Below are 13,634 nucleotides of genomic sequence, written 5' to 3' on the forward strand. Positions count from 1 at the left end.
TCCCCAGCCGGAGCCTCCCGTCCATCAGCACGATTCAGGCGAGGTCGCGGCCCTCACCGGCTGCGCGCTGCTGCTCCTGCGCCTCGGCCTGGCCGATGATGTCCTCGGCCGGGACCGGGTTGAGCCGGTCCCAGAGGAAGAACAGCAGGCCCGCGGCGAGCATCGAGAGCCCCACCCACAGGTTGATGTGGATGCCGCCGGTCTTCTGCGGGTCGGTGTCCCAGTGCACGATCCCGACGATCGTCGTGATGATGCCGTAGACCACGAACAGGCCACCGAGGATCCGGCGCAGGTCGAGTCGGCGGGTGGACCGGACGAGTGCTGCCTTCTGCTCCTCGGTCATCGTGCCGGAGGTCGTGGGGCCGGAGGCCGTGCGGCCGGAGGCCGTGGGGCCGGAGGTCGTGGGGCCGGAGTCCGTCGAGCCCGGGTTGGTGATGTCACGCATGGTTCTTCTCCTTCTCAGGTGCTCGATCAGAGGAACGGCAGGTACAGGGCGACGCACAGCACGAGGGCCACCGTCCCGAGCAGCGCCGGCGAGCGGTACCAGGCGGTGTCCGTGGCGACGGCTCCGGCGTGCATGTCGATCTTGCCGACGCCGTAGACCAGGCCGCCGAGCTCCTTCACGTCCTTCGGCGTGGTGAACATCGACACGACGACGCCCACGACGAGCACGGTGACGAACGAGATGATCGCGCCGTACATCGTCTCGGCCGTGGCGGTCGAGAACAGCTTCGGGTTGACGAGGTAGCTGATCCAGGTCACCGTCGGCGCGATGATGCCGAGGACGTACCCCCAGAGCGCACCCTGGGTGGTCATCCGCTTCCAGAGCAGTCCGAGGATGAACACGGCGAACAGCGGCGCGTTGAAGAACGAGAACAGCGTCTGCATGTAGGTCATGATGTTGCCGGCCTGGGCGGCGAGGAACGCCGTGCCGACGCCGATCACGACGCCGACGACGGTGACCCACCGGCCGGTCTTCAGGTAGTGCAGGTCGGGCATGTTCGGCTTCACGTAGCGCTGCCAGATGTCGTACGTGAAGACGGTGTTGAAGCTCGAGACGTTGGCCGCCATGCCCGCCATGAACGAGGCGAGGAGCCCGGTGACCGCGACGCCGAGCACACCGGTCGGCAGGTACATCTGGATGAGCTTCGGGATGGCGTCGTTGTAGTCGAGCGCACCCGAGGCGAACTGGTTGCCCACCACGGCCGCGGCGATCAGACCGGGGATGACGACGATGAACGGGATGAAGAGCTTCGGGATCGCGGCGATGAGCGGGGTGCGGCGGGCGGCGGACATGTTCTTGGCCGAGAACGCGCGCTGCACCTCGGTGAAGTTGGTCGTCCAGTAGCCGAACGAGAGCACGAAGCCGAGGCCGAGCACGATGGCCAGCCAGTTCGCGCCGATCGGGTTCGTGACGTGGCCGATCCCGGTGCCGGCCCAGGCCTGCAGGTGCTGCACGCCCTGGGTCTTCTTGATCGCGTCGGTGAGTCCGCCCCAGCCGCCGACGCGGTGGAGCCCGACGATGGTCAGCGGGACGAGGCCGGCGATGATCACGAAGAACTGCATGACCTCGTTGTAGATGGCGCTGGAGAGGCCGCCGAGGGTGATGTAGGCGAGCACGAAGCCGGCGGAGACGATGATCGCGAGCCACTCCGGCCAGCCGAGCATCGCCTCGATGACGATGGCCATCGCGTAGAGGTTGATGCCCGCGATGAGCACGTTCGACACCGCGAACGCCAGGGAGTTCACCAGGTGCGGCGCCTTCCCGAACCGACGGAGCATGAACTCTGGGACGCTCCGGACCTTCGCCCCGTAGTAGAAGGGCATCATCACGAGGCCGAGGAACACCATCGCCGGCACGGCACCGATGAGGTAGTAGTGCAGCGTCGCCATGCCGATCTGGGCACCGTTCGCCGCCATGCCGAGGATCTCGGTCGCGCCGAGGTTCGCGGACACGAACGCCAGGCCCGTGATCCACGCCGGCATCGACCGGCCGGACAGGAAGAAGTCCATGCTCGTCCGGACCTGCCGTCGGGCGGTGAACCCGATGCCGATGACCACCGCGAAGTACACGATGATCATCAAGTAGTCGACCCAGCCCAGATCGAGCCGGATCCCGTTGTTCGCTGCCGCGAGAACCATGTCAACTCCACGTCGGTGTGATGCGCGTGCGGGGCATCGCTGCCCCGCACAGGGCGCGGCCGATCGTGTCGGACCGGACCCTGCGTGTCGGGTTGCTCCGGGCATCGGTGCCCGGTCCAACGGGGGACACTACACCTCAGCGTGCATTCTGCAACTTTTGCGCTGATCGGCAGGTTCGCCTATTGTGACCGTTCACATAGCGTCGACATGCATCGTCGTCGGCGGGGACCCGGACGGCCCCGTCGGCGGTGGTCGTCGTCACCGCCGATAGGCTCTGGCGCATGACCGAGCAGCCGCGCATCCTCGTCCTCAACGGCCCGAACCTGGACATCCTCGGCCGTCGCGACCCGGCCCAGTACGGCACCGTGACGCTGGCCGGTGTCGAGGAGGTCGTCCGTGCCGAGGCGGCGGTGCACGGGCTCGGCGTCGACTTCCGGCAGACGAACCGCGAGGGCGAGCTCGTCGAGTGGCTGCACGAGGCGCTCGACGACTTCGCGGCAGTCGTGATCAACCCCGCGGCCTACGCGCACACCTCCGTCGCGCTGCACGACGCCGTCGAGGCGCTGACGGTCCCCGTGGTCGAGGTGCACCTCTCGAACACGTGGAAGCGCGAACCGTTCCGCCACGTCGACCACGTCGCCACGGCCGCCACCGCGGTGATCGCCGGCGCGGGCGCCGACGGCTACCGACTCGCCGTCGCACACGTCGCGACCCTGGTCGCCTGACCCACCAGCACCAGCGCCCGCACCGTCCAGCGTCAGCCGCAGCGCCAGCACCCGGCCCGACACGGACGGGAGGCGCGGGGCGGACTCGCACCGCGCCTCCCGTCCGCCGTGTGGTCGGCTCAGAAGTCCGCAGGACGGCGGACGTCGGCCGCATCGGCCGTCGCGAACCCGCCGCGGATGAGCGGGATGGCGCGTCGGACCGCCTGGTCGATGCGGAGTTCGAGGTCGACGCTGGCGATGTCGTACCCGCCGTCGTGCTTGGTGAAGTCGCGCTCGTTCCCGAAGACGCCGAGGGGCAGCGTGGTCGACTGGAAGAACCCGAACAGCGGCCGCATCTGGTGCTCGACGAGCAGCGCGTGCCGGTCGCTCCCCCCGGTCGCCGTCAGCAGCACCGGGGTGTCGACGAGGTCGTACTGCCCGACCCAGTCGAAGAAGAGCTTGAAGGCACCGGAGTACGCGGCACGGAACGCGGGGCTCCCGACGACGAGCACGTCCGCGGCCTCGACGGTCTCGAGGGCGCGTCGGGTGCGGTCGGACATCTGCTCGCGGGTCGGTGCGGCACCGAGGTCGGCCAAGAGCGGCCCGATCTCGACCGTCTCGGTGCGCGCGCCGGGCAGGTCCTCCGCCAGCCGGGCGACGGTCGCGGCGACGAGGGTGGACGTCCGCGACGGGTCGGACGGGCTGCCACTGACACCGACGACGAGTTCTCCGCTCATGCCGACGATGCTCACACGCGGCTCGGACCGGCCGCCGGGTTGTGACGACTTGTGTCGGGCGCTCCGTGCGCGTGGAGGGGCCGGTGTCCGCCGTCCAGCGCTTCCGGGTACCGTCCGGCGCATGCAGACGTTCCTGCCGTACGCGGACTTCCGCGCCTCCGCCGAGGTCCTCGACGACCGGCGACTCGGGAAGCAACGTGTCGAGACGCTCCAGGTGATGCGCGCCCTGACCCTGCCCGACTACGGCTGGCAGCACCATCCGGTGGTCGCGATGTGGCGCGGCTACCGGGCGGCGCTGATGGCGTACCAGGACGCGACCTGTCGGGCGTGGACCGCCCGCGGGTACGCGGACACGTGCCTGGCGAAGACCCTGCTCGACCTCGGCCGGGTCCCCGAGGACCTCGCGGCCTACGAGCGCGGTGACTTCCCGGTGCCCGCGTGGAACCACGACGAGGCGGTGCACCGCTCGCACCGGTCGAAGCTCGTGCAGAAGGCACCAGAGCACTACCGGCCGCTCTTCCCGGACGTCCCCGACGACCTGGACTACGTCTGGCCCGGCACCGCCGCCCCGTCCGCCGCTCCCGCGGGGTCGGCCGGATGACCGCCGGTCCCCGGACCTTCGGGGTCGAGGAGGAGTACTTCTTCCTGCACGGTGATGCCCTGACACCGGCTCCCGTCGGCGCGCGCGTCCGTGACGAGTTCGCCGGGGTCGGGCGGACCAGCGCGTTCGTCGCGCACGAGTTCCTCGAGGCGCAGATCGAGCGTTCGACGCCGGTGTTCCGCCGCCTGTCCGAAGCGGCGGCGGACCTCGCCACCTTCCGGTCGCGGTTGGCACGGGCGGCCGAGGCGCACGGCGTGGTCGTGGCGTCCGTGGGGACACCGTTCATGACCGACGGCTGGCCCGCGATCACGTCCGATCCCCGGTACCACCGGGTGCAGGACGACTTCCGCGGGCTGGTGACCGACCACCTGATCAGCGGGACCCACGTGCATGTCGGCATCGACTCCCCCGACGAGGGGATCATCGCGTTGAACGGCCTCCGGGCATGGTTGCCGCCGCTGCTCGCACTCCTCGGGAACTCGCCGTACTGGCGCGGTGCCGACACCGGGTTCGCCTCGTGGCGGGCCGTGCACATGCGTCGGTGGACGACGGTGGGTGCACCGCCGGTCTTCCGGGACGCCGGCGACTACCGCGACCGGATCGACCGGCTCGTCGGGATCGGGGGCATCTCCGACACGAAGATGGTGTGGTGGGTCGCGCGCCTGGCGGAGTTCCACCCGACCGTCGAGGTGCGCCTGGCCGACGCGCAGCTCGACGTCGACTCGACGCTCCTGTACGCCGCACTCGTCCGCGCGCTGGTGGACACGGCGGTGCAGGACGCCCGGGACGGACGGGCACCGCTCGAGGTCCCGCCCGAACTGCTCGACGCCGCGCTCTGGCACGCGGCCCGGGACGGGGTCGGCGGGACGCTGCTCGACCCGCGCGACGGACTGATGCACCCCGCCGACGACGTGGTGGACGCGCTCCTCGCCGCGGTCGACGACGCCCTCACCGCGAACGGTGACCGGGAGGCCGTGCACCGGGTGGTCGCGCGGATCCGGCTCGAGGGCACGGGCGCGCAACGACAGCGGCAGGCCGTCCGGACCGGCGGGCGGGGCGCACTCCGCGAGCTCTACCGGTCCGCGCTCGTGGAACGCCGGGCCACCGGAGAGTGACGCAGCTCACCGTCCGCGGGTGACACAGGCCGCGGTCCAGGGGTCACGCAGGCCGCGGTCCGTCGTGGGCACCAGGGGTTGGACACCGCTCAGGGGTAGCGGGGTCCGCGCCCACGACGGATCGCGGGTTCTGCGGAACACGACGACAGGGGAACATCGTGTCCCGCAGCCGGATGCCGATTCAGGGAGGCATCCGGCTGAGCGCACCGCGTCTCCGTGGGGTCGGAGTCGGCGGTGCTGGTCCTCAAGGGTGTTCGGTGTCCTCTCGGTACCGGTCCGATTCAGCCGGCGCGGGCATCGACGGGGAGTCGGTGGCGCGCAACGGTGCTCGGTCGGCCGCCGGGTGGACCATCGGGAGCAGGGCGCTCCCGATCGTCGCGAGTGCTCCGACGACGGCGATCAGCCCGAGGGGGGCGGAGCCGAGGTCGTGCTGCGCGGCCAGGACGAGCGCGAGGACGGTCGCGGGGGCCGGCAGGAGCTGGACCGCACGGAACCGGTCCTCCTGTCGGATCCGGGTCGTCATCACGTTTGCCATGTGGACACTCTTCCGGACGACGCTGGTCCGCAAAAGGGGGGACACGCCCCCACTCATGGAGTAGAACGTCTAGTACACCCCGTCCCCCGGGAAACAGTCGTGTCAGGCGCTCCCGAGCCGCACGACCGTCGCCACCGCGTCCGCCACGGAGCGGACGACGAGGGGCACGTCCGCGGGCTCCAACGAGGCGTCGAAGGTCAGGCGCACCGCGGACGCAGCGACCTCCGGCGACAGTCCGAGCGCGGTGAGGACGTGCGATGCCTCGGTGCTCCCCGCCGCGCACGCGCTCCCCGACGAGGACACGACGTCCCGCTGTTCGAGTTCGAGCAGCACGGTCTCGCCGTGCACGCCCGGGAAGCAGAACGACGCGTGCCCGGGCAGCCGGTGGGCGCGGGACCCCGTCACGACCGCGCCGGGGACCGCCGCGAGCACCCCGTCGAGCACGGCGTCGCGCGTCGCCGTCGCGGCCGCCGCGGCAGCAGGACGGTCCCGGGCCGACAGCACCAGGGCCGTCGCGACCGCCACCGCTCCGGCGACGTCCTCGGTCCCCGATCGCCGACCGCGTTCCTGCCCGCCGCCGTGGACCAGTGGTTCGAGCGGCACACCTGAGCGGACGGCCAGCACGCCGGTCCCCTTCGGGGCGCCGGCCTTGTGCCCGGACAACGACACCGCGTCGACCCCGAGCACGTCGAGCCCGACGGGCAGCCACGGAGCCGACTGCACCGCGTCGGTGTGGAACCGTGCGCCGACCGCGTGCGCGACGGCCGCGAGCGCGGGGATGTCCTGCACGGTCCCGATCTCGTTGTCCGCGTGCGCGATCGACACCAGGGTCGTGTCCGGCCGGAGCGCGTCCGCGAGGACCTCGGGCGCGATCCGTCCTTCGGCGTCGACCGGGAGCACCGTGACCGTGAACCCGTGGAACCGCTCGAGGTACCGGCAGCTCTCGAGCACGGCCTCGTGCTCGATCGCGCTCGTCACGACGTGGCGACCGCGGGGTGCGGCGAGCGCGATGCCCTTGACGGCGGTGTTCGCGCCCTCGGTGCCCCCGGCGGTGAACACGACCTCACCCGGGCGGCACCCGAGCGCCCGCGCCACGTCGGCCCGTGCAGCGGTGAGGCCCCGCGCGGCCGCGTCCCCCACCCCGTGCGTCGACGAGGGGTTGCCGAACGTGCCGGTCAGGTACGGCCACATCGCCTCGAGAACCTCGCGGCGGACCGGCGTCGTCGCCGCGCGGTCGAGGTAGAACACGGGCTCAGACCGCGACGTCGATGTCGAGTCCGAGGTCGAGGGCCCGGGCCGAGTGGGTCAGCGCCCCGACGGAGATGACGTCCACGCCCGTCGCGGCGATCGCGGCCACGGTCTCGAGGGACACGCCGCCCGAGGCCTCGACCAGCGCCCGGCCGGCCACCACGCGGACCCCTTCGACCAGCTGCTCCGGGGTGAAGTTGTCGAGCATGATCGTGTCGACGCCGGCGGACACGACCGGTTCGATCTGGTCGATGCGGTCCACCTCGACCTCGACGTGCACGGTGTGACCGAGTCGGTCACGGGCGTCGCGGATCGCGGTGCCGATCGGGACCCCGGCCGCGAGGAGGACCGCGAGGTGGTTGTCCTTGGCGAGGACCGCGTCGGACAACGAGTTCCGGTGGTTGTGACCGCCGCCGCACCGCACGGCGTACCGCTCGAGCGCACGGAGACCCGGGGTGGTCTTCCGCGTGTCGACGATGCGGGCCGCGGTGCCGTCGACCGCGGCGACGTAGCGGGCGGCGGCCGTCGCGATGCCCGACAGGCGCTGCACGAGGTTGAGGCCGACGCGCTCGGCACGGAGCACCGACCGGGCGGGGCCGGTCACCGTCGCGAGGACCTCGCCCGGCTCGAACCGGCTGCCGTCGGCGACGTGCACGACGGCGCCGATCGACGCGTCCACGGCGTGCATGGCCGCGACGAAGACGTCGACGCCGCTGAGCACACCGGCCTCGCGGGCGGTCAGCGTGGCGGTGGCCGTCGCCTCGGCGGGGATGAGCGTCTCGCTCGTGACGTCGCCCCAGGGCGCGTCCTCCTCGAGCGCGGTCTCGATCACGCGGCGGAGGGCGTGCGGCGGGATGGTTCCGGGATCGGTGGTCATGCGGGTACCTCCTGGGAGACGGGGGCGTGCTGGGCGACCCACGCGTAGGAGGCGGGTGCTCCGGGGTCGGTGGTCGGGTGGTCGGTGCGAGCGTGGGCGCCACGGGACTCCGTGCGGGTGTCGGCGGCGAGGACGACCAGCCGGGCCAGGTCGAACAGGGCGCGGTCCTCGTGGTCGTGCACGGTGTGCGGCTCGGGCACGGCGAGTGCGTCGAGGGCCCGTCGGGCGTCCGCCAGGCCCGTGGCGTCGCGCAGCAGGCCCACCCGGTCGGTCATGACGGACTGGACCGCCTGGCGGACGGGCGAGGTCCGGGTGCGGTGATCCGCGCCTCCCGGCCGGTCCGCCTGGTGGGTCGCGTTCGTCGCGACGGGCGGCCTGGAGGCACGACCCGGCTCCCCGGGGACCGGCACCGCCGTCACGGCGAGGTCCACGTCACCGCGCAGCCGCAGGCGGGCCGGCCGGGGCGTGTCCAGCGCGTCCGCTGCGCGGATCGCGAAGACGAGCCCCTCGAGCAGCGAGTTCGACGCCAGCCGGTTCGCGCCGTGGACGCCGGTGCACGCGGCCTCCCCGATGGCGAACAGCCCGGGCAGGCTGGCCCGCCCCTCCGCGTCGGTCGCGACCCCACCCATCGTGTAGTGCGCGGCCGGGGCGACGGGGACGCCCTCACGGGTCCAGTCGAAGCCGGCGGCCCGCGTCGCCCGGGTCAGCCCCGGAAACCGGCCGACCAGGAACGCCGGGTCGAGTCCGGTGGCGTCGAGGAGCACCGGCTCGCCGTCCTGTTCCCGCATCGCGCGCGCGATCCCCCGGGCGACGACGTCCCGCGGTGCGAGCTCGGCGTCGGGGTGTACGGCCGGCATGAACCGGCGGCCGAGTCGGTCACGGAGCACGGCTCCCTCGCCGCGGACCGCCTCGGACAGCAGCCCGCCACCGGGGACGGCCAGACGCGTCGGGTGGAACTGCACGAACTCCAGGTCGGCCAGGACGGCACCCGCTCGCCAGGCCGCGGCCGCACCGTCACCGGTCGCGACCAGGGGGTTCGTCGTCTCGCGGTACAAGTGTCCGGCGCCCCCCGATGCGAGGAGCACCGCGTCCGCGTCGATGCGCTGCGGTTCGCCGAGCAGGTCGAGCACGTCGACCCCCACGACCGCCCCGTCCCGGACGACGAGGTCGGTCAGGCAGGTGCGCTCGAGGATCGTCACGTGCCGGCGGTGCAGGGCGTCGACGAGGGTGCGCTCGATCGCGGCTCCCGTGGCGTCCCCCGCGGCGTGCACGACACGCCACCGGCTGTGCGCGGCCTCGCGACCACGGGCGAGGTCGTCGCCGTACTGGTCGATGCTGCGCGGGTCGGTGGTGCGGTCGAACGGGACGCCGAGCGCGAGCAGGTCCCGCACCCGCGCCGGGCCGTCCGTGCAGAGGAGCTCCACCGCTCGGGCGTCGGCGCTCCCGGCCCCGGCGACGTGGGTGTCGGCGACGTGCAGTGCGGCGCTGTCGTCGGCCCCGAGCGCGACGGCGATCCCGCCCTGGGCGTACCGGGTCGCCCCGTCGGCGAGCGCCCCCTTCGTCACCAGCGTGACGTCGTGCCGGGCGCTCGCGCGGATGGCGGCGGTCAGCCCGGCGATCCCGGACCCCACGACGACGACGTGCATCAGCGGCCGGTGGCTGCGAGCGGCCGGGGCTTCGCGGCGAGCATGCGCTCGAGGGCGACCTTGGCGTCGGCCTGCACGTCGGCGGGCACGACGATCTCGTTGAGGACCTCCCCCTGCACCAGGGCCTCGAGCACCCACGCGAGGTAGCCCGGGTGGATCCGGTACATCGTGGAGCACGGGCAGACGACGGGGTCCAGGCAGAAGATCGTGTGCTGCGGGTACTCGGCGGCGAGCCGGTTGACCATGTTGATCTCGGTGCCGATCGCGAAGGTCGTCGGTTCGGTCGCGGCGGCGATGGTCTTCCGGATCAGGTCGGTGCTCCCCGCCACGTCAGCGGCGTCCACCACGGCCATCGGGCACTCGGGGTGCACGATGACCTGCACGCCGGGGTGCTCGCGGCGGGCCTGCTCGATCTGGTCGACGGTGAAGCGGCGGTGCACCGAGCAGAACCCGTTCCACAGGATGACCTTGGCAGCGCCGAGTTCCGCGGCGGTGTTGCCGCCCCCGGCCAGCCGCGGGTTCCACATCGGCATCAGGTCCGTGCTGATGCCCATGGCCTTCGCGGTGTTCCGACCGAGGTGCTGGTCGGGGAAGAACAGCACGCGCTGCCCGCGCTCGAACGCCCACTCGAGGACGGTGGCCGCGTTCGACGACGTGCAGACGATCCCGCCGTTCCGCCCGCAGAACGCCTTGAGGTCGGCGGCGGAGTTCATGTAGGTCACGGGGATGACCGGGACGCGGCCGTCGGCGTCCGGCTCGGTGCCGTAGAGCGCGGCGAGTTCGGCCCAGGCCGCCTCGACGCTGTCGATGTCCGCCATGTCGGCCATCGAGCACCCGGCGGCCAGGTTCGGCAGGATGACCCGTTGCTCGTCACGCGCCAGGATGTCAGCGGTCTCGGCCATGAAGTGGACGCCGCAGAACACGATCGCCTCGGCGTCGGGCTTCGTGAGGGCGGCGTTGGCGAGCTGGAACGAGTCGCCGAGGAAGTCGGCGTGCCGGACGACCTCGTCGCGCTGGTAGAAGTGCCCGAGGACGACCACGCGGTCCCCCAGCGTCGCCTTCGCCCGTTCGATGCGCGCGTGGAGCTCGTCCACCGAAGCCGTCTTGTACTCGTCGGGGAGCACGCCCTGCCGCGGGGCACTCGTCGGGATGACGTCCGACATGGACGAGCCGGGGCCGTAGCCGGGGCGGGCGTCGAAGTCCCAGGTGGGCACGGCGAGGTCCGGCGTGCAGGTGCTGCCGGCGGCAGCGCCGTTGGAGATGAGCTCGATGGTCGTCGCGATGGACACGGTGGTTCCTATCGGGTGGGCAGGCCCGCGCCGGACGCGGGGTGGGCGGGGGTGAGCGGGCCGTTGTCGGCGTACGCCAGGTCGGGGTTCGAGCGGTAGAGCCGGGCCGGCCGGTGGCGGTCCCCGCTCGTGGTCTCGTCGGTGGGCAGGACGGCGTCGGACTGTGCGATCTGCCGTCGGAAGTTCGCCGGGTCGAGCGTGCGGCCCAGCACGGCCTCGTACACGCCGCGGAGTTCGGCGAGGGTGAAGCGGTCCCCCAGGAACGCCTGGGCGATGCGGGAGTACGACATCTTGTTGCGCAGGCGCCAGAGCGCGTACTCGACGATGCGGTCGTGGTCGAAGGCCAGGGGCGGGTGCTCGTCGGCGAGGAACCAGCGGACGTTCCAGTCGTCGGGGACCGAGCTGGCTTCGTCCGGGTGAACGAGGGCCCAGTAGACGATCGAGACGACCCGGGTCGAGGAGCGGTCGACGTCCCCGAACGCGTACAACTGCTCGAGGTAGCGCGGCTGGACGTTCGTCGTCTCGAGCAGTCGGGCGGCCGCCGAGTCCTCGAGCCCCTCGTCCGGGCGGACCCACCCGCCGGGCAGCGCCCACGATCCCTCGTACGGCTCGGCGACCCGTCGGACCAGGGGCATCCACAGCGCGGGCGCACCGGTGTCCGGGTGCGGGCGCAGCGCGACGATCACGGTGGAGACCGCGACGCGGATGGGGAGTTCGTCAGTAAGTGTCATGGTGACTCGAAGTGTTCGGGTTGGGATGACACTATCACCGGGTTTCACGAGACGGAAACAGCGCCGAAAACTGGCCGGTGCGGGCCGCGCCTACATTGAGCGACATGACAACGGTGACGAGGATGCACGCCGTCGTGTCGGGAACGGTCCAGGGGGTCGGCTTCCGGTACTGGACCGCCAGGAAGGCCGACGGGCTGGAGCTCACGGGGTACGCACGCAACCTGTTCGACGGCACCGTCGAGGTGGAGGCCGAGGGCCCCTCCGCCGCGGTCGACGCGCTCATGGAGTTCATCCGCACGGGGCCGCCCTCGGCGACGGTCACGGACGTCTCGATGCGACCGGTCGTGCCGCACGGGGACGTCGAGGGGTTCGCGATCCTGCACTGAGCCGACTCTGGCGCGTTGTCCGGGCGGGGCGGAATAATCGAATCCACTCAGGCCGTTGCCCTGGATGCGCTCCGCACACCTCAGTGTCCGCGGGTCCCGCGCACCAGACCTCCGAGCACGTCGCCACCTCCCGGGAGCCCCCATGACCCAGTCCGTCGCCGCCGCACCCCGGACCGGGAGCGCGACCCAGCCCTCCCCCGCCGAGACACGACTGGTGATCGGGCTCCTGCTCGTCTCCGCGTTCGTCGTGATCCTCAACGAGACGATCATGGGCGTCGCGCTGCCCCGGCTGATGGACGACCTGCACATCAGCGCGGCCACCGGGCAGTGGCTCACCACCGGCTTCCTGCTGACCATGGCCGTGGTCATCCCGATCACCGGGTTCCTGCTGCAGCGGTTCAACACCCGGCCGGTGTTCGTCTGGGCCATGAGCCTGTTCTCCGCCGGCACACTGATCGCCGTGCTCGCGCCGGGCTTCATCGTGCTGCTCGTCGGCCGGATCGTGCAGGCCAGCGGCACGGCGATCATGATGCCGCTGCTGATGACCACCGTCCTGACGCTGATCGAGCCCGCGCACCGCGGCCGCATCATGGGCAACATCTCGATCGTCATCTCGGTCGCACCCGCGATCGGCCCGACGATCTCAGGTCTCATCCTCAACGCGTTCTCGTGGCGCTGGTTGTTCGGGTTCGTGCTGCCCATCGCACTGGCCGCGCTGGTGCTCGGCATGGTGAAGGTCCGCAACGTCTCGACGCCGCGGAAGGCGCCGATCGACGTGCTGTCCGTGGTGCTCTCCGCCTTCGCGTTCGGCGGGATCGTCTACGGCCTGTCGAGCATCGCCGAGATCGCCACGACCGGACCGGCCGTCCCGGTGACCTCGCTCGTCGTCGGCGTGGTCGCCCTCGCCGTGTTCATCGTCCGGCAGACCCGACTGCAGCGGGGCGATCGGGCACTGCTCGACCTCCGCACGTTCCAGACCCGCGGCTTCACGATCCCGATCGTCGCCATGGGCATCAGCTTCATGGCCATGTTCGGCACGCTCATCCTGTTGCCGATCTACCTGGAGCGGGTCCTCGGGCTGGAAGTCCTGAACGTCGGGCTGCTGTTGCTGCCCGGTGGCCTGATCATGGGCCTGCTGTCCCCGGTCGTCGGCCGGATCTACGACCGCCGCGGGCCACGCCTGCTGCTCATCCCGGGCTCGATCCTCGTCAGCGCCGTGCTCTGGGCGCTCTCCACGATCACCGTCCACACGAGCGTGTGGTTCGTACTCGTCGCCCACGTCGTGCTGAGCATCGGGCTCGCGCTCACCTTCACCCCGCTGTTCACCGCGGCACTCGGCGGCCTGCCACCTCGGCTGTACTCGCACGGCAGCGCGGTCCTCGGGACGGCGCAGCAGCTCGCCGGCGCTGCCGGCACCGCCCTGTTCGTCACGCTCCTGACGATCGGCGCGACCGCCGCTGCCACCGGTGGGCGCGCCTCCAGTGTGGCCGCCGCGACCGCAGCCGGCGTGCACTCGGCGTTCCTGTGGGGCGCGGTGATCTCGCTCTTCGGGATCGTCGCGTCGTCGATGGTGCGCCGCCCCGACGCACCAGAGGGCGCGGCCGCGCCCTCGATGCACTGACG

The 13,634-nt window shown here is 71.8% G+C and carries 14 protein-coding genes; 5 read left to right on the forward strand and 9 right to left on the reverse strand.

Going from position 1 to position 13,634, the window contains the following annotated elements; translation table 11 throughout:
• Window positions 1–34: 34 nt before the first annotated feature.
• Window positions 35–445, reverse strand: coding sequence for a hypothetical protein (locus tag J7E22_RS12915; protein WP_214982200.1), 411 nt, complete (start codon window positions 443–445; stop codon window positions 35–37).
• A 26-nt stretch (window positions 446–471) separates the two neighbouring features.
• On the reverse strand, window positions 472–2,142 hold the full coding sequence (locus tag J7E22_RS12920) for a sodium:solute symporter family protein (RefSeq protein WP_214982201.1): 1,671 nt from the start codon (window positions 2,140–2,142) through the stop codon (window positions 472–474).
• A 281-nt stretch (window positions 2,143–2,423) separates the two neighbouring features.
• Between J7E22_RS12920 and aroQ the strand changes: the two genes are divergently transcribed.
• Window positions 2,424–2,867 carry a type II 3-dehydroquinate dehydratase gene (aroQ, locus tag J7E22_RS12925; protein WP_214982203.1) on the forward strand — a complete coding sequence of 148 codons (444 nt, stop codon included), beginning with the start codon at window positions 2,424–2,426 and terminating at the stop codon, window positions 2,865–2,867.
• 119 nt (window positions 2,868–2,986) lie between these two features.
• Here the strand turns inward: aroQ and J7E22_RS12930 are convergent, their stop codons facing one another.
• The gene (locus J7E22_RS12930; RefSeq protein WP_214982205.1) at window positions 2,987–3,583 is read right to left on the reverse strand and encodes an NAD(P)H-dependent oxidoreductase; all 597 of its coding nucleotides are present in this window, start codon (window positions 3,581–3,583) and stop codon (window positions 2,987–2,989) included.
• 121 nt (window positions 3,584–3,704) lie between these two features.
• Between J7E22_RS12930 and J7E22_RS12935 the strand changes: the two genes are divergently transcribed.
• Window positions 3,705–4,184: an MSMEG_6728 family protein gene (locus J7E22_RS12935; RefSeq protein WP_214982207.1), complete on the forward strand. Its 480-nt coding sequence runs from the start codon at window positions 3,705–3,707 to the stop codon at window positions 4,182–4,184.
• A complete protein-coding gene (locus J7E22_RS12940; RefSeq protein ID WP_214982208.1) occupies window positions 4,181–5,299 on the forward strand; it encodes a glutamate--cysteine ligase in 1,119 nt (372 codons plus the stop codon). The genes J7E22_RS12935 and J7E22_RS12940 overlap by 4 nt, the downstream gene beginning before the upstream one ends.
• Before the next feature lie 244 nt (window positions 5,300–5,543).
• Here the strand turns inward: J7E22_RS12940 and J7E22_RS12945 are convergent, their stop codons facing one another.
• From J7E22_RS12945 to J7E22_RS12970, 6 genes are all read right to left on the reverse strand, one after another.
• Window positions 5,544–5,834 (reverse strand): hypothetical protein, encoded by a 291-nt coding sequence (locus tag J7E22_RS12945; protein ID WP_214982210.1) that lies wholly within the window; start codon window positions 5,832–5,834, stop codon window positions 5,544–5,546.
• A gap of 102 nt (window positions 5,835–5,936) precedes the next feature.
• A complete protein-coding gene (locus J7E22_RS12950) occupies window positions 5,937–7,082 on the reverse strand; it encodes a cysteine desulfurase family protein (RefSeq protein WP_214982212.1) in 1,146 nt (381 codons plus the stop codon).
• A gap of 4 nt (window positions 7,083–7,086) precedes the next feature.
• Entirely contained in the window at window positions 7,087–7,959 is an 873-nt protein-coding gene (nadC, locus tag J7E22_RS12955) for a carboxylating nicotinate-nucleotide diphosphorylase (RefSeq protein ID WP_214982214.1), read from the reverse strand.
• Window positions 7,956–9,605 carry an L-aspartate oxidase gene (locus tag J7E22_RS12960; protein ID WP_214982216.1) on the reverse strand — a complete coding sequence of 550 codons (1,650 nt, stop codon included), beginning with the start codon at window positions 9,603–9,605 and terminating at the stop codon, window positions 7,956–7,958. Before J7E22_RS12960 ends, nadC begins: the two co-directional genes overlap by 4 nt.
• Complete coding sequence (nadA, locus tag J7E22_RS12965) at window positions 9,605–10,894, reverse strand: quinolinate synthase NadA (protein WP_214982218.1); 1,290 nt, start codon at window positions 10,892–10,894, stop codon at window positions 9,605–9,607. Before nadA ends, J7E22_RS12960 begins: the two co-directional genes overlap by 1 nt.
• An 8-nt stretch (window positions 10,895–10,902) precedes the next feature.
• Window positions 10,903–11,625, reverse strand: a complete 723-nt coding sequence (locus tag J7E22_RS12970) for an NUDIX domain-containing protein (RefSeq protein ID WP_214982220.1) — start codon at window positions 11,623–11,625, stop codon at window positions 10,903–10,905.
• A 104-nt stretch (window positions 11,626–11,729) separates the two neighbouring features.
• Here J7E22_RS12970 and J7E22_RS12975 point away from each other — a divergent pair, with 104 nt between their 5' ends.
• Both J7E22_RS12975 and J7E22_RS12980 read left to right on the forward strand, forming a co-directional pair.
• Complete coding sequence (locus tag J7E22_RS12975; RefSeq protein ID WP_251009111.1) at window positions 11,730–12,011, forward strand: acylphosphatase; 282 nt, start codon at window positions 11,730–11,732, stop codon at window positions 12,009–12,011.
• A 142-nt stretch (window positions 12,012–12,153) separates the two neighbouring features.
• Window positions 12,154–13,632: an MDR family MFS transporter gene (locus J7E22_RS12980; protein ID WP_214982222.1), complete on the forward strand. Its 1,479-nt coding sequence runs from the start codon at window positions 12,154–12,156 to the stop codon at window positions 13,630–13,632.
• Window positions 13,633–13,634: the final 2 nt, after the last annotated feature.

It is taken from the genome of Curtobacterium sp. ISL-83 (assembly GCF_018613895.1).
In the GTDB taxonomy this organism is placed as follows: Bacteria; Actinomycetota; Actinomycetes; order Actinomycetales; family Microbacteriaceae; genus Curtobacterium.

Coding starts and splice junctions, on each gene's coding strand:
- J7E22_RS12915 (WP_214982200.1), bottom strand. CDS start 445: ATGCGTGACATCACCAACCCGGGCTCGACGGACTCCGGCCCCACGACC.
- J7E22_RS12930 (WP_214982205.1), bottom strand. CDS start 3,583: ATGAGCGGAGAACTCGTCGTCGGTGTCAGTGGCAGCCCGTCCGACCCG.
- J7E22_RS12935 (WP_214982207.1), top strand. CDS start 3,705: ATGCAGACGTTCCTGCCGTACGCGGACTTCCGCGCCTCCGCCGAGGTC.
- J7E22_RS12975 (WP_251009111.1), top strand. CDS start 11,730: ATGACAACGGTGACGAGGATGCACGCCGTCGTGTCGGGAACGGTCCAG.
- J7E22_RS12960 (WP_214982216.1), bottom strand. CDS start 9,605: ATGCACGTCGTCGTCGTGGGGTCCGGGATCGCCGGGCTGACCGCCGCC.
- aroQ (WP_214982203.1), top strand. CDS start 2,424: ATGACCGAGCAGCCGCGCATCCTCGTCCTCAACGGCCCGAACCTGGAC.
- nadC (WP_214982214.1), bottom strand. CDS start 7,959: ATGACCACCGATCCCGGAACCATCCCGCCGCACGCCCTCCGCCGCGTG.
- J7E22_RS12920 (WP_214982201.1), bottom strand. CDS start 2,142: ATGGTTCTCGCGGCAGCGAACAACGGGATCCGGCTCGATCTGGGCTGG.
- J7E22_RS12940 (WP_214982208.1), top strand. CDS start 4,181: ATGACCGCCGGTCCCCGGACCTTCGGGGTCGAGGAGGAGTACTTCTTC.
- J7E22_RS12970 (WP_214982220.1), bottom strand. CDS start 11,625: ATGACACTTACTGACGAACTCCCCATCCGCGTCGCGGTCTCCACCGTG.
- J7E22_RS12980 (WP_214982222.1), top strand. CDS start 12,154: ATGACCCAGTCCGTCGCCGCCGCACCCCGGACCGGGAGCGCGACCCAG.
- J7E22_RS12945 (WP_214982210.1), bottom strand. CDS start 5,834: ATGGCAAACGTGATGACGACCCGGATCCGACAGGAGGACCGGTTCCGT.